The organism is Microbacterium alcoholitolerans, from assembly GCF_050408615.1.
Classification (GTDB): domain Bacteria; phylum Actinomycetota; class Actinomycetes; order Actinomycetales; family Microbacteriaceae; genus Microbacterium.
The window spans coordinates 707,000-726,649 of the sequence record NZ_JBNTKD010000001.1; the positions used below are offsets into that span (position 1 = coordinate 707,000).

A 19,650-nucleotide genomic window follows, 5' to 3' on the forward strand; every position below is an offset into this window, starting at 1 on the left:
TGCAGCGGAAGCGGGTCAGGCCTCGATGACGAGGGGCACGATCATCGGACGGCGGCGGAGCTTCTGGTTCACCCACCGACCGATCGTGCGTCGGATGATCTGCGACAGCGCGTGGTTGTCGCGCACGCCGTTGCCGGCGGCCTCCTTCAGCGCCGCGACGATCTTCGGAGTGATGTCGTCGAACACAGCGTCGTCCTCGGCCACGCCTCGGGCGTGGATCTCCGGCCCCGAGATGATGTCGCCGGTCGTGGAGTCGACCACGACGATGACGGACACGAAGCCCTCCTCACCGAGGATCCGGCGGTCCTTCAGGTCGGCATCCGTGATTCCGCCCACGGTCGATCCATCGACGTACACGAAGCCGATGTCGAGCTGGCCGGCGACACGCGCCTCGCCGTCGCGCAGATCGACGATCATGCCGTTGCCGCCCACGAAGGTGCGCTCCTCGGAGATGCCGGTGTCCTGAGCGAGCTTGGCATTGGCGATGAGGTGACGGTACTCGCCGTGCACCGGCAGCACGTTCTTCGGCTTCAGGATGTTGTAGCAGTAGATCAGCTCGCCGGCGGCGGCGTGCCCCGAGACGTGCACCTTGGCGTTGGCCTTGTGCACGACATCGGCGCCGAGCTTCGTCAGACCGTCGATCACGCGGTAGACGGCGTTCTCGTTGCCCGGGATGAGGCTCGAAGCGAGGATGACGGTATCGCCCTCCCCCGGCTCGATGGCGTGATCCAGGTTCGCCATCCGGCTCAGCACGGCCATCGGCTCTCCCTGCGAGCCGGTCGACATGTAGACGATCCTGTCGTCGGGCAGGTCGCGCGCCTTCTTGTAGTCGATGAGCACCCCGTCGGGCACGTGCAGGTAGCCGAGCTGCTCGGCGATCGTCATGTTGCGCACCATGCTGCGACCGAGGAAGGCGACGCGCCGGCCGTGCGAGTGAGCGGCGTCGATGACCTGCTGCACCCGGTGCACGTGGCTCGAGAAGCTGGCGACGATCACCCGCCGAGGGGCCCTGCCGATCACCTGGTCCAGCACGGGTCCGATGGACCGCTCGGTGGGCGTGAAACCGGGCACGTCGGCATTGGTGGAGTCGACCAGGAACAGGTCGACTCCCTCTTCGCCGAGACGCGCGAACGCCCGCAGATCGGTGATCCGGCCGTCCAGTGGCAGCTGATCCATCTTGAAGTCACCGGTGGCCAGCACGAGTCCGGCCGGTGTGCGGATCGCAACGGCAAGGGCATCCGGGATCGAGTGGTTCACCGCGACGAACTCGAGATCGAACGGGCCGACCTTCTCCTGCTGACCCTCCGTCACGGTGAGCGTGAAGGGCTTGATGCGATGCTCCTTGAGCTTCGCCTCGACCAGCGCGAGGGTGAGCCCCGATCCGATCAGCGGGATGTCGTTCTTGAGACGCAGCAGATACGGCACCGCGCCGATGTGGTCCTCGTGGCCGTGCGTGAGCACGACGCCCACGATGTCGTCGAGCCGGTCCTTGATGGGCTCGAAGTCCGGCAGGATCAGGTCGACGCCGGGCTGGTGCTCCTCGGGGAAGAGCACACCGCAGTCGACGATCAGGATCTTGCCGCCGAACTCGAAGGTCGTCATGTTGCGGCCGACCTCGCCGAGACCGCCGAGCGGGGTGACGCGCAGCGTCCCCTGGGCGAGCGGTTCGGGGGCGGCGAGGGGAATGGACATGGATGTCTCCTCCGTCGGACACCTGGTGTCCGGGATCTACTGTCAGCGCATGGTCGCGCTCATCGTGTGGTGCCGTGCACCTTGGGCAGGGCGCCGCCGGCCGCTGCATTGCGGTCGGGGCGGAAGTTCGAGAAGTCGGCGCCGGGCACGTCGGTGACGAGAGCGAGCTCGTCCTCGATGATCGCGGCCTCCCACTCCTCCGGGCCCACCAGCGGCAGTCGGACGCGCGGGCTGCCGATGCGGCCGAGGCCGTGCAGGATGTACTTCGCCGACACAGTGCCCGGCACGTGGGTCATCACGGCGCGCACGAGCGGCTCGAGTCGCTTGTGCTCGGCGGTCGCTGCCGCGAGATCCCCACGGTTGACGGCGTCGATGATGGCGCGGTACGGAGCCGAGGTGATGTTCGCCGTGACGCCGATCATGCCGGTGGCGCCGATCGCGAGGTGCGGCAGCACGTTGGCGTCGTCTCCGGAGAAGTACATCAGGTCCGTCTGGTTCAGCACCCGGCTGACCTCGGAGAAGTCGCCCTTGGCGTCCTTGATCGCGAGGATGTTGGGGTGCTTGGCAAGGCGCAGGATCGTCTCGTACTTGATCGGCACACCCGTGCGCCCCGGGATGTCGTACAGGATGACCGGAAGATCGGTCGCATCCGCGACGAGGCGGAAGTGGGTGAGGATGCCTGCCTGCGTGGGCTTGTTGTAGTACGGCGTGACGATCATGATGCCGTCGGCGCCGGCCTTCTCGCTGGCCCGGTACAGCTCGATGGCGTGTGCGGTCTCGTTCGAACCGCCGCCGGTGATGATCTTCGCACGACCGGCGGAGACGTCCTTGCCGACCTCGACCAGACGCAGCTTCTCATCGTCGGTGAGGGTGGAGGTCTCGCCGGTCGTGCCGGTGACGACGATGCCGTCGGCGCCATCCGAGATCACCTGATCGATGTGCTTCTCGACGGCGGGCCAGTCGACCTCACCGTCGGCGGTCATGGGGGTGACCAGCGCGACAAGAACCTGTCCGAAGGGATTGTCCGTGTGCGTCATCCTCTCAGCGTAGCGTTTCGCGGATCGTCCCAGAGACCCGTGCATGGCGCATGATGAGGTCAGACCCGCCCGCGACGCGCGACGCCCGACGTCAGCGACGCGGGCAGCACTCTGCTCAGCATGACGATCGCCTTGTACCGCAGCGACGGGATCGAGACCGACCGGCCGCGTGCGGCATCACGCAGGCCCTCGCGCACGACGGCCGGCGCATCGAGCCACATGATCCCGGGAATGCCCTCCTGGCCGGGAGGCAGGCCCATCCGCTCGTGGAATGTCGTGTGCGTGAAGCCGGGACAGACCGCGGTGACCGTGACGCCATCGCGGGAGTACTCGGCGTTCGCCCAGCGACTGAAGCCGATCAGCCAGCCCTTGCAGGCGGAGTAGGTGGAGCGTGAGATGAACCCTGCGACCGATGCCACGTTGATGATGCGCCCGCCGCGTCCGCGCATCGCGCGGATCGCCGCGTGCATCAGACGCATCGCGGCCTCCACGTGCACGCGCAGATGACGCACCTCGTCGTCGATGTCGTTGTCGGCGAAGTGGAGGGGCAGTCCGAAACCGGCGTTGTTGATCAGGAGGTCGATCGGATGCCCGGAATCGGCGATCCGCTCCGCGACGCGCTGCACGTCGGTTTCGATCGACAGGTCGGCGGTGATGACCTCCACCGCGATGCCGTGCTGGGTGCGCAGCTGCGCGGCCAGCTCTTCGAGAGCATCGGCGCCACGGGCGACGAGCACGAGATCGCCGCCGCGGGCCGCGAGCTGGCGGGCGAACTCCGTCCCGAGTCCGGCGCTGGCGCCGGTGATGAGCGCGGTCGGCATCAGCGCTCGTATCCGAGGAAGCGGTAGCGGATGCCTGTCCGCGAGGTTTGCCATTCGCCTTCGTCGACCAGCCGCCAGCCGGTCTTTGGCGGGGCGTACGCATCACCGTCGACATCGAGGTCGAGTTCGGTCACCTCGAGCCGGTCCGCGTCGGCGATCACCTGGGCGAAGATCTCAGCGCCGCCGATCACCCACACCCTGTCGAGGCCGCGCACCGCGTCGTGCACGCTCGCCGCGCGCCGCGCGCCCTCAGCAGTCCAGTCCTGCTGCCGCGTGATGACGATGTTCTCGCGCCCTGGCAGCGGACGGAACCTCTCGGGCAGCGAGTCCCAGGTCTTGCGCCCCATCACGACGGGTGCGCCGAGGGTGACCTCCTTGAAGTGTGCCAGGTCCTCCGGCACATGCCAGGGCATCCCGCCGGAGGCGCCGATCACGCCGCCGTGAGCCTCGGCCCAGATGAGTCCCGCCATCATCGGTTTGACAGGTGCCGCGCTCATACCGCCACCGCCGCGCGGATCGCCGGGTGGTGCTGGTAGTCCTCGACGACGAAGTCGTCGTAGCGGTAGTCGAGGATCGACTCCGGCGTGCGCTCGATGCGCAGCGCGGGGTACGGGAACGGCTCACGGCTGAGCTGCTCGCGCACCTGCTCGACGTGGTTGTCGTAGATGTGGCAGTCGCCGCCGGTCCACACGAAGTCGCCGGGCTCGAGGCCGGTCTGCTGCGCGACCATCAGCGTCAGCAGCGCATACGAGGCGATGTTGAACGGAACGCCGAGGAACAGGTCGGCGCTGCGCTGGTAGAGCTGGCACGAGAGTCTGCCGTCGGCGACGTAGAACTGGAACATCGCGTGACAGGGGGCGAGCGCCATGTCCGGGATGTCGGCGGGATTCCATGCGGAGACGATGAGGCGGCGGGAATCCGGAGTCTGCTTGATCTGGTCGATCACCTGCGAGAGCTGGTCGATGCTGCCGCCGTCAGGGGTCGGCCATGAGCGCCACTGCACGCCGTACACCGGACCGAGGTCGCCGTCGGCGTCCGCCCACTCGTCCCAGATCGTGACGCCGTTCTCCTGCAGCCAGCGCACGTTCGAATCACCCCGGAGGAACCACAGCAGCTCGTACGCGATCGATTTGAAGTGCACCCGCTTGGTGGTGATCAGCGGGAACCCCTGCGCGAGGTCGAAGCGGATCTGCCGGCCGAACACGCTCGTCGTGCCGGTGCCGGTGCGGTCGTCCTTGTGCGTGCCGTTCTCGAGCACGTCACGGAGCAGATCTTCATAGGGCGTGGGAACGGCGGCGCTCATGCCAGCAACGATACCCGGCGGATGCCCGAATGCGGCGTGTCATCCTGCGTCATATCCGCCGCTGGATGCCCTTGCGCGACGTACCCTCGAACGATGCCCCTCGCTTCCGCTCTGCTCACCGTCGCCGTGCTCGTCGCGGTCGCGATGATCGCCGGCGTCGTGTGGCGACTGCGAGACGGGCGGCGCAGACGCGGGAGGGGCGCCGTGGACGCCACCGCGCTCGGCCTGCCTGCGGGGCGCGTCGCCGTGGTGCTGTTCGGCACCGAGACCTGCTCGCGCTGCCCGCAGGTGCGTCGGATGCTGCAGAACGTCGCATCCGGGCATCCGGACGTCGAATTCGTCGATGTCGACCTCACCCTTCGCCCGGACATCGCATCCAGGCATCGCGTACTCACCACCCCGACGACCTTCGTGGTCAGCGCGCAGGGCACGGTCGCCGCGCGCTTCGTCGGCGTTCCGCAGCGAGCGGAACTGACCGCGGCACTCTCCGAGCAGCCCATCCCGCAGGAGGCATCATGACCGACCACACCGGCATCGACCCCCGGGCACCGCGCTTCGCCGCCTGGATCACGTCCGGCCTGCTGCTCATCGCCGTCCTGCTGGGCCTGCTCGACACCGATCCCTATCCGTACGACGCGGCCTTCTGGCTCACCCTGGCGATCGCGGCGCTGTTCCTGTGGGGCGTCCTCTCCCCCACGACGTCGCCGTGGAGCGTGCTGTACCGCCGGGTGGTGCGTCCTCGCCTGGCGGCACCGCAGGAGCTCGAGGATCCCCGCCCGCCGCGCTTCGCGCAGGGCGTCGGCCTCACAGTGGTCGGGGTCGGTCTGCTGCTGCACCTCGGCGGGGTGCCGCTGGGTCTCGTGGTCGCCACCTCCGCTGCCTTCATCGCCGCCTTCCTCAATGCGGCCTTCGGGTTCTGCCTCGGGTGCCAGATGTATCTGCTGCTGCAGCGCCTGGTCGCAGTACCGCGCGCGACCTCACGTCGATAGGCTGGCGTGGCGACGCGAACCCGCGGCGCCTGCGCGAGATGCGACCACTGGAGGAATCATGCCCATCACCAGCGAAGCCGCCACCACCTGGACCGGTTCCCTCATGGAGGGCTCCGGAACCGTCGCGTTCTCGACCTCGAACCTCGGGACCTTCCCCATCGACTGGAAGGCTCGCTCCGAGGGGTCGGACACGACGACCACGCCGGAGGAGCTCATCGCCGCGGCGCACGCATCGTGCTTCAGCATGGCCTTCTCGCATGCGCTGGCTGAGAACGGCACCCCACCGGAGCGTGTCAACACCTCAGCCTCGGTGACCTTCGCCCCCGGCAAGGGGATCACCGGCAGCCACCTGAACGTCAACGCCACGGTCCCCGGCATCACCCCGGAGAAGTTCCAGGAGATCGCCGAGGGCGCCAAGGCCGGATGCCCGGTGTCGCAGGCACTCGCGGGCATCGACATCACCCTCGAGGCGAGTCTCGCCTGAACATCCGACGACTGCGGCCGGGTCGCATCAGGGCCGCGCGCGCGACAGCCTGATCGCCTCGCGGATGCTTGCCCTGGCATCCTTCCGCCGCCCAGCGGCATCCTGAACCACTCCCAGCCGGTAGTGGGCGCGCCATTCCCGAGGATTCTCCTCGATCCGGGACGAGTACTCGGCGACGAGCGGCTCGACGTCCTCGCGACGCAGGCGGCCGCTGGGCGTCAGCTCGGCGGGCGCCTCGGGCATGCCGCCCTCGGCGTCGAGCGCACGGCCGAGGCGATCGGCCGCGTAGCCGAACATGAGCTCGCGGACCAGCGCCCACACCCCGATGGGCGCGATGACCAGCAGAGCGACGCCCATCCCGATGCCGGGGGCGGTGCCCACGCTGAAGAACATCACAGCGAGCCACACGGTCGTCGCGATGTACAGGAGCATTGCGACACCCATGATGGTGACGCCGACGCGCGAGGTCACGAACGAGCTCCGATGCCGATGTCGATCAGGCTCTCCAGTCCCACTACGATTCCGCGCGCGTCGCGAGCGTACGGCACCGCGAGTCGGATGCCCGGCGCATAGGCGGCCGCCGAATCGATCGTGTCGTGCACGATCGACAGCGACTCCCCCGCCCCCGAGAGGATGACCTCCTGCCTGGCGATCACCCCTGGGCGGCGAAGCGAGTGCACCGGAATGCTCGATACCTGCTGACCGCGCGCCCGCTGATCGACGTGCGGTGCCTGGAACGGTCCCTGCTCGTCGCGCGCGTCGATCATCATCTCGGCGGTGCGCACAGCCGTGCCGCTGGGCGAATCGATCTTGCGATCGTGATGCGCTTCGATGATCTCGGCGGAGGGGAAGAACGGTGCCGCGGAGGCGGCCAGCGCAGAGCCGAGTGCCGAGCCGAGCGAGAAGTTCGGGATGAACACGATCCCGGTCTCGGCTGCGGCGACCAGCGGTCGCACGAGTGCGATGCGCTCCTGCGACCAGCCCGAGGTCCCGACCAGGACGTTCAGTCCTCGATCGATCGCGGCGCGGACGACGTCGACGCTGACCGCGGGCGTCGAGGCGTCGACCACCAGGTCGGCGCCGTCGAGCTCGCCGAGATCGCTGTCCGAACCGAGCACCGCGCTCACCTCGAAGCCCTCGAGTTCGTCGATCACCGAGTGGATGATGCGTCCGAGCTTGCCTGTACCGCCGACGAGGGCAACCTTTGTGGTCATGAACCCAGTCTAGATTCGACCGATCGGCGCGAACGCCGACGTGTCAGATCAGCGGGACCTCCGGCAGCCCGGTGCGCAGCTCCATCGGCAGGTGGCCGAGATCGTTGTGGCTGAGCAGCGTCCACGGGCGGCCCTGCTTCTGTGCGATGACGGTGAGGCCGCAGTGCGCCTGGTTCAGGGTCATCCACCGCCAGTCCGGCGCACCCAGCACCTCGCGCACGAACCAGGCGATGACGAAGTTGTGCGTGATGAGCACCTCGTGCACATCACCGTTCCTGCGCCGTAGGAACTCGCCGACGGCATCCGCCATCTGCGCACGACCGGCCTCCACCTCGGCGTCGCTGACCGAGCCGAAGAACGACTCATAGGCCGTCGGGGCGTCTTCGGTCATCCCGCTCGGCACGCAGTCGAACAGCAGCGCGGAGGGCACCGGATCGACCGAGGGCAGCCGTGCCGCGACCGCCCTCGCCGTCTCGGCGGCGCGCAGCAGCGGAGAGTGCCAGACGGCGTCCAGCGGAAGCCCGGAGAGTCGGTCGGCGATCAGCTCAGCCTGGCGCCCACCGCGTGGCGAGAGGGGGCCGTCGTCGACACCGTGCTCGGCATCCTGATGTTCACCGTGTCTGACCAGATAGATGTAATGCGTCACAGCCCACTCAATTCGTCCCACCGCACCGGGGGTGACTCCAGTTTAGTCAGTCGCCGGCACGGGTGAGCTCGGCCACCTGGGACCGCAGCAGCGAGATGCCTGCGCCCTGCATGAGCTCTTCGACGTGATGCGGCGCGAACGCGTTCACGATCGGCGCGACCACGCTGCGCTGGGCGAGCAGCCAGGCGATGGAGACGGCTGCGACAGGCACCGAGAGCTCCTCGGCGATGCCGTCGAGCGCACGCAGCACGCGGATGCCGCGGCGGTTCAGACTGCTCTTGAGCTGCTCGCCGCGCGCTCCGCTGACTCCGGACTTGCGGCGGTGCCGGCCGGAGAGGAACCCGTGCTCGAGCGCGTGCGACGGAGTCACTGCGAGGCCCTGCGCAGTGGAGACCAGGCGGAGGTCGCCCTCGAAGCCGTCGCGGCGGACGAGGTTGTACGGCTCGTCGAGCACTTCGATCCGCGGGTAACCCGCGGAGGCGAGGATCCGCGCCTCGACGAGACGCTCCGGCGCGAAGCGGAAGCCGCCGAGTGTCGCGACCTTGCCGGATTCGCGCAGCCATTCGACCGTCGCAAGGGTGTCCTCGAGGTGGGTCGTGCCGTCGAGTGTCGCATCCAGATAGAGCACGTCGATCCGCTCGACGCCCAGCCGCGTCAGCGAGCCCTCGACCGCTCGGACGAGGTTGATCGATCCGAGACCGGGGTTGTCGGGGTGCGAGCCGATCCGCGCGCCGAGGACGATCCGCTCGCGTCCGCCGCGCGAGCGGAGCCATTGCCCGACGATGTGCTCGCTCCGCCCTCCGGCGAAGCCGTCGGCTGTGTGGATCGCGTTGCCGCCGAACTCGACGTAGCGGTCGAGGATGCCGTGGCTGGTCTCGAGGTCGACGTTCCAGCCGAACTCGCCGGCGCCCAGCATCAGCGGGAAGACGCGGTGGCCGGTGTCGCCGAGCGGAACCCGGATCGCCTCGCCCACGCCAGGACCGATCACCGGAATCGGGGCGGACGGGTGGGCCTGCGACAGGGAGCCAGGGCGCGAGCGCTGATCGGCCGCGCCTACGCCGAATAGCTTCATGTCTCACCCCCGCGGATCATCGCTCCGACATCGCCACACCCCCCGGTGCGTACTTCGAGGGTAAGCGAGGTCGTGCTGTGCTCCGCGCATGATGACGGCGCGGAGAAGGAACTTCCTATAACGGTTTGATCACATCGGATATGACGAGGCCCGGAGCCTCGCGAAGTGTCGCGGGGATCCGGGCCTCGGATGCCGTTCACCGGCATCCGTTCAGATCACGCCTCGGCGGGTGCCTCAGCAGTCTCAGCCTCGGCTGAAGCCTCTTCGATCACCGGCTCGAGCGACAGCTTGCCGCGGTCGTCGATCTTGGTGATGCGCACGAGCAGCTTCTGGCCGACCGAGAGCACGTCGTCGACGTTCTCGACACGCTTGCCGCCGGCGAGCTTGCGCACCTCCGTGACGTGCAGGAGGCCATCCTTGCCCGGCAGCAGCGAGATGAAGGCGCCGAAGCTGGCGATCTTCACCACGGTGCCGAGGAACTGCTCGCCGACCTCCGGGTTGGTGGGGTTGGCGATCGCGTTGACCTGTGCACGAGCGGCCTCGGCCGAGGGGCCGTCGATCGCGCCGATGTAGACGGTGCCGTCCTCCTCGATGGAGATCTGCGCGCCGGTCTCGTCCTGGATCGCGTTGATCGTCTTGCCCTTCGGGCCGATCAGCTCGCCGATCTTGTCGACCGGGATCTGCACGCTGATCACGCGAGGTGCGGTCGGCGCCATCTCGTCGGGTGCGTCGATCGCTGCGTTCAACACGTTCAGGATCGTCAGACGAGCGTCGCGAGCCTGCGTGAGCGCGCCGCCGAGCACGGACGACGGGATGCCGTCGAGCTTGGTGTCGAGCTGGATCGCGGTGATGAACTCGCTGGTGCCGGCGACCTTGAAGTCCATGTCGCCCAGGGCGTCCTCTGCACCGAGGATGTCGGTCAGAGCCGCGTAGCGGGTCTCGCCGTCGACCTCATCGGTGACCAGGCCCATCGCGATGCCGGCGACGGGGGCGCGCAGCGGCACACCGGCGTTCAGCAGCGACAGGGTGGAGGCGCAGACCGAGCCCATCGACGTCGAGCCGTTGGAGCCGAGAGCCTCGGACACCTGGCGGATCGCGTAGGGGAACTCCTCGCGGCTGGGCAGCACCGGCACGAGGGCGCGCTCGGCCAGGAAGCCGTGCCCGATCTCGCGACGCTTCGGCGAACCGACGCGGCCGGTCTCACCGGTCGAGTAGGGCGGGAAGTTGTAGTGGTGCATGTAGCGCTTGCTGGTCGTGGGCGACAGCGAGTCGATCTGCTGCTCCATCTTGAGCATGTTCAGTGTGGTGACGCCCATGATCTGGGTCTCACCGCGCTGGAAGATCGCGGAGCCGTGAACGCGCGGGATCACCTGTACCTCTGCGTCCAGCGGGCGGATGTCAGCCGCACCGCGGCCGTCCATGCGGACGCCCTCGGAGAGGATGCGCCCGCGGACGATGCCCTTGGTGACCGACTTGTACGCGCCCGAGACCTCACCCGCGGCGGACGCCGGAAGGGTTCCTGCCTCGATCGCTGCGGCGACCTCGGCCTTGACGCGGTCCTTGACCTCGTCGTCGGCGCTCTGACGCTCCTGCTTGTCGGCGATCTGGTAGACCTTCTCGAGGTCAGCGGCCGCCGAGGCTGCGATGAAGTCGTAGGTGGCCTGCTCGTATGCCGGGAAGACCGGGTAGACGCCGGGCTCCTTCGCCGAGTGCGCGGCCATCTCGGCCTGAGCCTCGACGAGCTTCTTGAGGAACGGCTTGGCTGCCTCGAGGCCGCCTGCGACGACCTCTTCGCTCGGCTTGACGGCGCCGGCCTTGATGAGGTTCCAGCTGTTCTCGGTGGCCTCGGCCTCGACCATCATGATTGCGACGTCTTCCGAGCCGTCGGCCTTCTTGACCACACGGCCGGCGACCATGAGGTCGAACACGGCCTCTTCGACCTGGGCCTGGTTCGGGAACGCGACCCACTGGTCGGCGTGCTCGCCCTGACCGGGGATGAGCGCCAGGCGCACACCGGCGATCGGGCCCGAGAAGGGCAGCCCGGAGATCTGCGTGGATGCGGATGCCGCGTTGATCGCGAGCGCGTCGTAGTACTCGCCCGGGGCGATCGAGAGGACCGTGATGACGATCTGGACCTCGTTGCGCAGGCCGTCGACGAACGACGGGCGCAGCGGACGGTCGATCAGACGGCAGACCAGGATCGCCTCGGTGGAGGGACGACCCTCGCGGCGGAAGAACGAGCCGGGGATCTTTCCGGCGGCGTAGGAGCGCTCCTCGACGTCGACCGTCAGCGGGAAGAAGTCGAAGCCCTCGCGCGGGTGCTTGCCCGCGCTGGTGGCCGACAGGAGCATGGTCTCGTCGTCAAGGTATGCCGCGACGGATCCCTGCGCCTGCTGAGCAAGGCGGCCGGTCTCGAAGCGGACGGTGCGGGTGCCGAAGCGGCCGTTGTCGAGAACGGCCTCAGCTGCGGTGATTTCAGGACCTTCCAAGAGGTCTCTCCTTCTTTGTTTAGGCTCGCTCGCCCGTATGGCGCGCGAGTTCTCGCGAAGGAGCGGATGCGGACAGATATAAGCGCGCGGGCATTCCCGCGAATCTCGCCTGCGCTGGCCACCAGTAGAAGACCACCCGGCGCCGTGTGCGACGAGGAACCCACCACAGGGGACCAGCTTCTCAGCCGACCGCTCCGTGTGAAGCAGATATGCAATTGATGGGATGCCAGAGGCTCCCGCGTCCAGCCTAGCAGTCGCCCGGGTCAAGCACCCGAGCGGCAATGGGCAGGGTTCGTGACGCGGCGGGCGCGGCGGACTAGGCTGACACGCATGAGCGAAGACAAGGCAGTCTCCACCGAGGAGATGAAGCGCAAGTTCAAGGAAGCGCTCGACAAGAAGAACGCGCGCAGTCAAGGCGGCGAAGCTCACCTGGACGGCGACTCGGCCGTGCATGCGACCGCTGCCCCGCAGATGAAGCGCGAGTTCCGCCGCAAGAGCGGCTGAGCGCACCTTCCGACCCGCTCTCGGCTCAGCCCTCGGGCTGGGCCGAGAGCCACTGCGCGAACGTCTCGCTCCCGCGCTGCGCGTCCGGCCCCGGCAGCAGCAGACCGTCGCGCATGGCACGCCCGAACTCACCGGGCATCGGGATGCGCGGCATCCACCCGCCCCGTCCGGCGTGCCGCGCCCAAGCCCGCATCATGTCTGCGAGGTCCTCTTCGCGCGGACCCGCCAGATCGCGCGATCGTCCCTGCGCGGATCCCTCTGCCAGTTCGACGAGACGGGTCGCGACCTCGGTCACGGCGACCGGCTGGGTGCGCATCCGAACCACCGGGTGCACCGGACCGAGAGAGGTTCGCGCGTACATCTGGGACGCGAACTCGTGGAACTGGGTCGCGCGCAGCACAGTCCACGGCACTGCTCCTGCAGAGATCTCGTTCTCCTGTGCGAGCTTCCCGCCGTAGTAGCCGTGCGGCGCCCGGTCGACCCCCACGATCGACAGCGCGATGTGGTGCGCGACCCCTGCGCGATCTTCGGCCGCCAGCAGCGCGGCGGTGGTCGTGCGGAAGAACTTCGTCGCCTGCTTCTCATTCAGTGTCGTGATGTTCAGGACGTCGATGACAGCATCCGCACCTCTCAGCGCACCCTCGAGACCGACTCCGGAGCGCACGTCGACGCCGTTGCTGCGACTGAGCGTCCGCACGGCATGACCGCGCTGCTGAGCGATGCGCGAGACGTGCGCACCCACGACTCCGGTGCCCCCGGCGATTGCGATGTCCATCTGCCCATCATCCACCGCCGGGGGCGCCGCGTCACGCTGTCGTGACGCTCCTGGTCATTCTCCGGCGAGACCGCCGAGCAGGTGACCGAACGAGCGCCCCTCCCCCAGGTAGTTCGCGGGGTCGAACGGATCCTGATCCTTCGCAGGTTCGCGACGCGCGATCGCCTCGGCAAGCTCGCGCGCACCGCGCTCGACGCGCTTGCTCAGCGGCGCGACCTGGTCGGCGTTGGCGCCCCAGTCGCTCGACGCCGCGAAGACGCCCGTCGAGACGGGCTCGGCGTGCAGGTAGGTGAACAGCGGACGGATCGCGTAGTCGATCGCCAGCGAATGCCGGGCCGTGCCCGCGTTCGCCCCCAGCAGCACGGGCTTGCCCGTGAGCGAATCCGGATCGAGCACGTCGATGAAGGACTTGAACAGGCCCGCGTAGCTCGTCGAGAAGATCGGCGTCACCGCGATGACCCCGTCGGAGGAGACCACGGTGTTGATGGCCGCCTCGAGGGCAGGCGGCGCGAAACCCGTCAGCAGGTTGTTCGTGATGTCGTGAGCCAGATCCCGAAGCTCGATCACGTCGACCTTCACGTGCACACCGCGCTCCAGCAGCGCCTTCGCCGTCTCGGCGGAGAGGCGATCGGCAAGCATGCGGGTGGATGACGGGTTCGACAGTCCCGAGGAGATGACGGCGATGCGGCGCTCGCTCATGTCACGCGTCCTTTCCAGTGGCGGCGCGGCCGAAGGCCGATCCCGCGGGTGCCGGCGCGTCCTGGTAGGGAGAGCCTGCCGTGAGGTTGTCACCGCGGTTCGCGGCCGGGCGCGCTTCGCGCGACGGTCCGTCGCCGTACACGGCCTTGACCCGGGCGGCATGTGTCGGGGCATCAGGAACGCTCTCCGGCCGGTCTTTCGCCAGTTCCCTGCGCAGCACCGGGACCACCTCGCCGCCGAGGATGTCGAGCTGCTCGAGCACCGTCTTCAGCGGCAGACCCGCGTGGTCGATCAGGAAGAGCTGACGCTGGAAGTCGCCGAACGTCTCTCGCATGGCGGCGTAGCGGTCGATCACCTGCTGCGGCGATCCGACCGTCAGGGGCGTCATCTCGGTGAAGTCCTCCATCGACGGACCGTGGCCGTAGACCGGCGCGTTGTCGAAGTACGGGCGGAACCGGTCGATCGCATCCTGCGACTTCGCGGCCATGAACACCTGCCCGCCGATTCCGACGATGGCTTGCTCCGGGGTGCCGTGACCGTAGTGCGCATAGCGCTGGCGGTAGAGCTCGATGAGGCGCTGGTAGTGCTCCTTGGGCCAGAAGATGTTGTTGGCGAAGAAGCCGTCACCGTAGTACGCGGCCTGCTCGGCGATCTCGGGCGTGCGGATGGAGCCGTGCCAGACGAACGGCGCGACGCCGTCGAGCGGACGCGGCGTCGAGGTGAAGCCCTGCAGCGGCGTGCGGAACTTGCCCTCCCAGTCGACCACGTCGTTGTCCCAGAGCTGACGCAGCAGAGCGTAGTTCTCGATCGCCAGCGGCAGCCCCTGGCGGATGTCCTGACCGAACCACGGGTAGACCGGACCGGTGTTGCCTCGGCCGAGCATGAGGTCCATGCGTCCGCCGGAGACGTGCTGCAGCATCGAGTACTCCTCGGCGATGCGCACCGGGTCGTTGGTCGTGATCAGCGTCGTCGAGGTCGAGACGATGAGCTTCTCGGTCTGCGCGGCGACATAGGCGAGGAAGGTCGTCGGGCTGGAGGACCAGAACGGCGGGTTGTGGTGCTCGCCGATCGCGAAGACGTCGAGGCCCACCTCCTCCGCGTGCTTGGCGATCGTCGCGGTCGCCTGGATGCGCTCGCGCTCACTTGGAGTGATGCCCGTCGTGGGGTCCTGCGTGATGTCGCTGACCGACATGATGCCGAACTGCATCGCGCCCTCGTTCATGTTCTCTCCGCTCCGGGTGCTGTGGCACCCGCTGTATTCAGGTGAATGTAATTGATAGAACGTGATAGGCGCAACCTTATTCCCGCCGGTAGCCTCGGATGATGAGCAGTACCGAGCAGCACCCTCCCACCACGTCGACGGGCGCGATCTCCCGCCCGCGGCGACGCGTCCCGTTCTGGGACAACGCGAGGTTCGCCTGCGTCGTACTGGTCGTTCTCGGCCATGGCATCCAGCGTCTCACCTACGACTCGGCCATCTCCGAGACGCTCTATCTGGTGATCTACGCATTCCACATGCCGGCGTTCGCCATCATCTCGGGGTACTTCTCCAAGTCGACGAGCCCGAACCGGCGGCAGATGGCGCGCGTGATCACCGACATCCTCGTGCCGTACGTGATCTTCGAAGCGCTGTGGATGCTGACGAAATGGCTCGTCGAAGGACGCGCCGACCCGAACCTCACTCAACCCTCCTGGACGCTGTGGTTCCTCCTGGCACTCGGAATCTTCCGCCTCGTACTGCCGTATCTGGCGCTGCTTCGCTGGCCGCTGGCCTGGGCACTGGTGATCTCGATCGGCGTCGGCTACATGAGCAACGTCAACAGCACCTTCTCGCTGTCGCGCACACTCGGCCTACTGTTCTTCTTCACCCTCGGCTGGTGGCTCAGCGAGCACGACATCGTGCGGCGCCTCCGCCTGATCGAGTACCGGCCGTGGTGGCTGAGGGCCGCGGCCCTGGCTGTTCTGGCGGGCTGGTGCTTCGTGGTCTGGCGCTGGATCGACGTCTGGCGGGAGATCGACCTGCGGCAATGGTTCTTCTACGACGACTCCTATGCCGATCTCACCGACGGCGGACTGTGGTGGGCGGGCATCGTGCGGCTGGCCGTGATGGCGCTCGCCGTGCTGCTGAGCGCGTCCTTCTTCGCACTGATCCCCCGCCGCGGCCAGTGGTGGACCACGCTCGGCCAGTACACGATGTACGTCTACCTGCTGCATTCCTTCGTGCTCTACCCGTTCCGGGAATCCGGCATCCTGCGCGGGCTGGATCCGACCTGGTTCTGGCTGCCCGCTGTCACGGCACTGTCGGTCGCGACGGCCTTCCTGCTCGCCTCCAAGCCGGTTCGCCGGCTGTTCCGTCCGCTCATCGAGCCGCGACCGCGGTGGATGTTCGCCGATCCCTCGGTCGTCGCAGGTGGCCACCGCAACGACCCAACCGGCTCTCGACGCCCCCGATGAGGTAAGACAGCGCAACATTACTGTGCGGCGAGCGCCGCAGCATCTACCGTCGACGCATGGTCGATCTCACCCTTCCTGTTCTGGATCTTTCGCAGCTCGATCGCGGCCCTGTCGCCGCTGCGCGCTTCCGCGACGATCTGCGCACCGCTACCCGTGATATCGGGTTCTTCTACCTCACCGGCACCGGCATCCCCGCCGGGCTCGAGGAGCGCCTTCATCGCGCCGCCCGCGCGTTCTTCGCGCTGCCGGAAGCCGACAAGCTCGCCATCGAGAACGTCAAGAGCCCGCACTTCCGCGGCTACACGCGCGTCGGCGGTGAGCGCACCAAGGGACTCGTCGACTGGCGCGAGCAGATCGACATCGGTCCGGAGCGGGAAGCGGTCGCCGGTGGCCCGGGCTATCGACGCCTGATCGGTCCGAATCTGTGGCCGTCGGCGCAGCCGGAGCTGCGCGAGGTCGTGAGCGAATGGCACGAAGCTCTGTCGGAGATCTCCCGCCGGCTGCTGCGCGCGTGGGCGCAGTCGCTCGGGGCGGATGCCGGATACTTCGACGACCACTTCGGCGAGCCGTCCACGCTGATCAAGATCGTCCGCTACCCGGGCACCGACGATCCCGAGCCGCAGCAGGGTGTCGGCGCGCACAAGGACTCCGGCGTCCTGACGCTGCTCTGGGTCGAGCCCGGCAAGGGCGGGCTGCAGGTCGAGCGAGACGGCGCCTGGGTGGATGCGCCTCCGGTGCCGGGCGCCTTCGTGGTCAACATCGGCGAGCTGCTCGAGTACGCGACCGGTGGATATCTGCGAGCGACGAATCATCGCGTGGTGTCGCCGCGGGCACCGCACGACCGCATCTCGATCCCGTTCTTCTTCAACCCGGCGCTGGATCGCACACTGCCGCTCATCGATCTGCCGGCGGAGCTCGCACGGGACGCTCGGGGCGTGACGGAGGATCCGGGCAACCCGATCCACAGCCTCTACGGCGAGAACGCCCTCAAGTCGCGGCTGCGTGCTCACCCCGATGTCGCGGCGATCCACCATGCGGATCTGGTGGGCGCACGCGCCTAACGGGCTCCGGAATGACGAAGGCCGCCCCGATACCTCGGGGCGGCCTTCTCAAGAATGTTCTGCGCGATTGAACGCTGGTCTCAGCGACGCAATCCGAGACGCTCGATGAGCGAGCGGTAACGGTTGATGTCGACGTCCTGCAGGTAACCCAGCAGGCGACGGCGCTGACCGACGAGCAGGAACAGACCACGGCGCGAGTGGTGGTCGTGCTTGTGGTCCTTCAGGTGCTCGGTGAGGTCCTTGATGCGCTGCGTCAGCATTGCGACCTGCACCTCGGGGGATCCGGTGTCACCGGGGTGCGTCGCGTACTCTTCGATGATCGCCTTCTTGACGTCTGCTTCCAGTGCCATAGATTCGATCCCCTCTCTGCTTGTTGCGCGGTGCAGGACGCCGAATGCGTCTGCTCTCTTTATCCGCGGCCGATCAAACGGCAACTGCTACAGCCTACCAGCATCCGCGACGCCGCTGAGCCGCGGCCGGTAGCCTCATGAGGTGCAGTTCTCCCGCGGCCATCTGATCGATCTCGGCCCTCTCAAGACCAGCCCCGCCTTCGCGCGGATGTGGATTGGATCGGCCCTCGCCGGCATCGGCGGTCAGCTGACGATCGTGACAGTGATGCTGCACGTGTTCGACCTGACGCGCAGCACGTTCGCGGTTTCCATGATCGCCGTGGCGGGCCTGGTGCCGATGATTCTCGCTGGCCTCTACGGCGGCATGCTCGCGGACGCATTCGATCGCAGACGCGTCGCTCTGATCGCCGCGACGGTGGCCTTCAGCGCCACGGTCCTGCTGGCGACGCTCACCTGGACCCACACCGCGACCATCTGGTGGCTGTACGCACTGAGCATGATCATCGCCGCGGCCAACTCCGTCGGGATGGCGACGCGCACCGCGATCGTGCCGCGGCTGATCCCGCGCGATCAGCTCGCCGCGGCATCGGCCCTGAACGGCGTGGCCTTCGGCATCACCGTCATGGTGGGACCTGCGGTCGCCGGGACGCTGGTCGCCCTCACCGGCTTCGGCTGGACGTACACGATCGACGTGATCCTGATGCTGTCGATGTTCCTGGGCCTGTGGACTCTCCCGCGCCTGCTGCCGGAGGGCACGACCGTGCGACCGGGGCTGGCTTCACTCGTCGACGGGTGGCGGTTCCTGCGACGCGCGGGAAACATCCGGATGCAGTACCTGCTCGACATCACGGCGATGACCTTCGGTCAGCCCCTGGCGCTGTTCCCGGCGCTCGGGACGGTGCTGCTCGGCGGCGGGGCGATCACCACGGGCATCCTGACCGCGGCGGTGGCCGTCGGCACGTTCGCATCGAGCCTGTTCTCCGGGCGCGTGGTGCACTACCGCTGGCACGGCCGCGGCATCGCGCGGGCGGTGCAGGCCTATGGTGCGGCCATCGCCCTGTTCGGTGCCGTGCTCCTCATCGGGGGCTTCCTGCCACCGGCATCCGAAGCCGCTCCCCACGTCGCGCTGATCTCGCTGGCCTGCGTCGCCCTCGCGCTGTCCGGCGCCGCGGACAACGTCAGCTCCATCTATCGCAACACGATGATGCAGGCGGCCGTGCCGGACACCATGCGAGGGCGCCTGCAGGGCGTGTTCATCATCGTCGTCGCCGGCGGGCCGCGTGTGGGTGCACTGTACGCCGGCACACTGGCGACCCTGACCAGTCTGTGGTTCCCTCCGCTGCTCGGCGGATTCCTGGTGATCGGGGTGGCCGCGATGCTCGCGCGACTCAGCCCGCGCTTCCGCGCCTACGACGCGCTGAACCCCGAGCCCTGAGGGACCCGGGGTTCAGCGGAACGTGTTATCAGGCCTGAAGTGCGCCCTGCAGGTCGAGGGTGATGGTGACTTCCTTGCCCACCAGCACGCCACCGGTCTCGAGCGCGGCGTTCCAGGTGAGCCCGAAGTCCTCGCGGTTGATGACGGTCGTCGCGGACGCGCCTGCCTTGTAGTTGCCGTACGGGTCCTGACCGAAGCCGCCGAAGTCGAACTCGAAGCTCACCGGCTTGCTGACGCCGCGGATGGTCAGGTCGCCGTCGATGAAGAAGTCGTCGCCTTCGACACGCGCTCCGGTGGAGGCGAACGTCATGGTCGGGTGGTTCTCGGTGTCGAAGAAATCTGCCGAGCGCAGGTGCGCGTCGCGACCCTCGTCGTTGGTGTCGATCGAAGCCACGTCGACGTTCGCCTCGACCTTGGCCTCCAGCGGGTTCTCCGGAGCGATGAGCGTTGCGTTCTTGATGCCGAAGGTGCCACGCACCTTGGAGATCATCATGTGTCGGACGCTGAAGGTGACCTCGCTGTGCGCGGGGTCGAGAACCCAGGTGCCGGGGCGGTAGCCAGGGATGTCGATCGTCATTTGCTTCTCCTCGAGATAGTGGTCGGCGGGCGCTTGCACGCTTCACAC

At 67.8% G+C, this 19,650-nt stretch carries 22 protein-coding genes; 7 read left to right on the top strand and 15 right to left on the bottom strand.

Annotated elements, in window-relative coordinates:
• Window positions 1–15: 15 nt before the first annotated feature.
• From ACQUSX_RS03455 to ACQUSX_RS03475, 5 genes are read right to left on the bottom strand one after another with little or no spacing between them, the layout of a single operon-like run.
• Window positions 16–1,692 (bottom strand): ribonuclease J, encoded by a 1,677-nt coding sequence (locus tag ACQUSX_RS03455; protein WP_428905565.1) that lies wholly within the window; start codon window positions 1,690–1,692, stop codon window positions 16–18.
• A 59-nt stretch (window positions 1,693–1,751) separates the two neighbouring features.
• Window positions 1,752–2,729, bottom strand: coding sequence for a 4-hydroxy-tetrahydrodipicolinate synthase (gene dapA, locus ACQUSX_RS03460; RefSeq protein ID WP_428905566.1), 978 nt, complete (start codon window positions 2,727–2,729; stop codon window positions 1,752–1,754).
• A gap of 59 nt (window positions 2,730–2,788) precedes the next feature.
• Window positions 2,789–3,550: an SDR family NAD(P)-dependent oxidoreductase gene (locus ACQUSX_RS03465; protein ID WP_428905567.1), complete on the bottom strand. Its 762-nt coding sequence runs from the start codon at window positions 3,548–3,550 to the stop codon at window positions 2,789–2,791.
• A complete protein-coding gene (locus tag ACQUSX_RS03470; RefSeq protein ID WP_428905568.1) occupies window positions 3,550–4,047 on the bottom strand; it encodes a dihydrofolate reductase in 498 nt (165 codons plus the stop codon). The genes ACQUSX_RS03465 and ACQUSX_RS03470 overlap by 1 nt, the downstream gene beginning before the upstream one ends.
• Complete coding sequence (locus ACQUSX_RS03475) at window positions 4,044–4,853, bottom strand: thymidylate synthase (protein ID WP_428905569.1); 810 nt, start codon at window positions 4,851–4,853, stop codon at window positions 4,044–4,046. Before ACQUSX_RS03475 ends, ACQUSX_RS03470 begins: the two co-directional genes overlap by 4 nt.
• 93 nt (window positions 4,854–4,946) lie before the next feature.
• Between ACQUSX_RS03475 and ACQUSX_RS03480 the strand changes: the two genes are divergently transcribed.
• Genes ACQUSX_RS03480 through ACQUSX_RS03490 form a run of 3 tightly spaced genes read left to right on the top strand, consistent with a single transcriptional unit; the run spans window position 4,947 to window position 6,326 of the window.
• A complete protein-coding gene (locus ACQUSX_RS03480) occupies window positions 4,947–5,372 on the top strand; it encodes a thioredoxin family protein (RefSeq protein ID WP_428905570.1) in 426 nt (141 codons plus the stop codon).
• Complete coding sequence (locus tag ACQUSX_RS03485; RefSeq protein WP_428905571.1) at window positions 5,369–5,842, top strand: DUF4395 domain-containing protein; 474 nt, start codon at window positions 5,369–5,371, stop codon at window positions 5,840–5,842. Before ACQUSX_RS03480 ends, ACQUSX_RS03485 begins: the two co-directional genes overlap by 4 nt.
• Before the next feature lie 58 nt (window positions 5,843–5,900).
• On the top strand, window positions 5,901–6,326 hold the full coding sequence (locus ACQUSX_RS03490) for an OsmC family peroxiredoxin (protein ID WP_428905572.1): 426 nt from the start codon (window positions 5,901–5,903) through the stop codon (window positions 6,324–6,326).
• Window positions 6,327–6,353: 27 nt separating this feature from the next.
• On the opposite strand, the gene ACQUSX_RS03495 is transcribed toward ACQUSX_RS03490, so the two are convergent.
• From ACQUSX_RS03495 to ACQUSX_RS03515, 5 genes are all read right to left on the bottom strand, one after another.
• On the bottom strand, window positions 6,354–6,797 hold the full coding sequence (locus tag ACQUSX_RS03495; protein WP_428905573.1) for a tetratricopeptide repeat protein: 444 nt from the start codon (window positions 6,795–6,797) through the stop codon (window positions 6,354–6,356).
• Entirely contained in the window at window positions 6,794–7,540 is a 747-nt protein-coding gene (gene dapB, locus ACQUSX_RS03500) for a 4-hydroxy-tetrahydrodipicolinate reductase (protein WP_428905574.1), read from the bottom strand. Before dapB ends, ACQUSX_RS03495 begins: the two co-directional genes overlap by 4 nt.
• Window positions 7,541–7,583: 43 nt before the next feature.
• A complete protein-coding gene (locus tag ACQUSX_RS03505) occupies window positions 7,584–8,186 on the bottom strand; it encodes a histidine phosphatase family protein (protein WP_428905575.1) in 603 nt (200 codons plus the stop codon).
• Between the two features lie 46 nt (window positions 8,187–8,232).
• Window positions 8,233–9,258 carry an aldo/keto reductase gene (locus tag ACQUSX_RS03510; protein ID WP_428905576.1) on the bottom strand — a complete coding sequence of 342 codons (1,026 nt, stop codon included), beginning with the start codon at window positions 9,256–9,258 and terminating at the stop codon, window positions 8,233–8,235.
• Window positions 9,259–9,473: 215 nt separating this feature from the next.
• Window positions 9,474–11,747, bottom strand: a complete 2,274-nt coding sequence (locus ACQUSX_RS03515; protein ID WP_428905577.1) for a polyribonucleotide nucleotidyltransferase — start codon at window positions 11,745–11,747, stop codon at window positions 9,474–9,476.
• 330 nt (window positions 11,748–12,077) lie between these two features.
• Here ACQUSX_RS03515 and ACQUSX_RS03520 point away from each other — a divergent pair, with 330 nt between their 5' ends.
• Window positions 12,078–12,251 carry a DUF5302 domain-containing protein gene (locus ACQUSX_RS03520; RefSeq protein WP_428905578.1) on the top strand — a complete coding sequence of 58 codons (174 nt, stop codon included), beginning with the start codon at window positions 12,078–12,080 and terminating at the stop codon, window positions 12,249–12,251.
• Between the two features lie 25 nt (window positions 12,252–12,276).
• Here ACQUSX_RS03520 and ACQUSX_RS03525 read toward each other — a convergent pair whose 3' ends face one another.
• Genes ACQUSX_RS03525 through ACQUSX_RS03535 form a run of 3 tightly spaced genes read right to left on the bottom strand, consistent with a single transcriptional unit; the run spans window position 12,277 to window position 14,947 of the window.
• Window positions 12,277–13,026: an SDR family oxidoreductase gene (locus ACQUSX_RS03525; RefSeq protein WP_428905579.1), complete on the bottom strand. Its 750-nt coding sequence runs from the start codon at window positions 13,024–13,026 to the stop codon at window positions 12,277–12,279.
• A 54-nt stretch (window positions 13,027–13,080) separates the two neighbouring features.
• Entirely contained in the window at window positions 13,081–13,725 is a 645-nt protein-coding gene (locus ACQUSX_RS03530; protein ID WP_428905580.1) for an FMN reductase, read from the bottom strand.
• 1 nt (window position 13,726) lies between these two features.
• Window positions 13,727–14,947: an LLM class flavin-dependent oxidoreductase gene (locus tag ACQUSX_RS03535; RefSeq protein ID WP_428905581.1), complete on the bottom strand. Its 1,221-nt coding sequence runs from the start codon at window positions 14,945–14,947 to the stop codon at window positions 13,727–13,729.
• Window positions 14,948–15,048: 101 nt separating this feature from the next.
• Here ACQUSX_RS03535 and ACQUSX_RS03540 point away from each other — a divergent pair, with 101 nt between their 5' ends.
• Both ACQUSX_RS03540 and ACQUSX_RS03545 read left to right on the top strand, forming a co-directional pair.
• On the top strand, window positions 15,049–16,179 hold the full coding sequence (locus tag ACQUSX_RS03540; protein WP_428905582.1) for an acyltransferase family protein: 1,131 nt from the start codon (window positions 15,049–15,051) through the stop codon (window positions 16,177–16,179).
• Between the two features lie 56 nt (window positions 16,180–16,235).
• A complete protein-coding gene (locus tag ACQUSX_RS03545) occupies window positions 16,236–17,240 on the top strand; it encodes an isopenicillin N synthase family dioxygenase (RefSeq protein ID WP_428905583.1) in 1,005 nt (334 codons plus the stop codon).
• An 80-nt stretch (window positions 17,241–17,320) separates the two neighbouring features.
• Here the strand turns inward: ACQUSX_RS03545 and rpsO are convergent, their stop codons facing one another.
• Window positions 17,321–17,590: a 30S ribosomal protein S15 gene (rpsO, locus tag ACQUSX_RS03550; protein WP_241925812.1), complete on the bottom strand. Its 270-nt coding sequence runs from the start codon at window positions 17,588–17,590 to the stop codon at window positions 17,321–17,323.
• Window positions 17,591–17,732: 142 nt separating this feature from the next.
• Between rpsO and ACQUSX_RS03555 the strand changes: the two genes are divergently transcribed.
• On the top strand, window positions 17,733–19,025 hold the full coding sequence (locus ACQUSX_RS03555; RefSeq protein ID WP_428905584.1) for an MFS transporter: 1,293 nt from the start codon (window positions 17,733–17,735) through the stop codon (window positions 19,023–19,025).
• A 28-nt stretch (window positions 19,026–19,053) separates the two neighbouring features.
• Here ACQUSX_RS03555 and ACQUSX_RS03560 read toward each other — a convergent pair whose 3' ends face one another.
• Window positions 19,054–19,602 carry a YceI family protein gene (locus ACQUSX_RS03560; protein WP_428905585.1) on the bottom strand — a complete coding sequence of 183 codons (549 nt, stop codon included), beginning with the start codon at window positions 19,600–19,602 and terminating at the stop codon, window positions 19,054–19,056.
• Window positions 19,603–19,650: the final 48 nt, after the last annotated feature.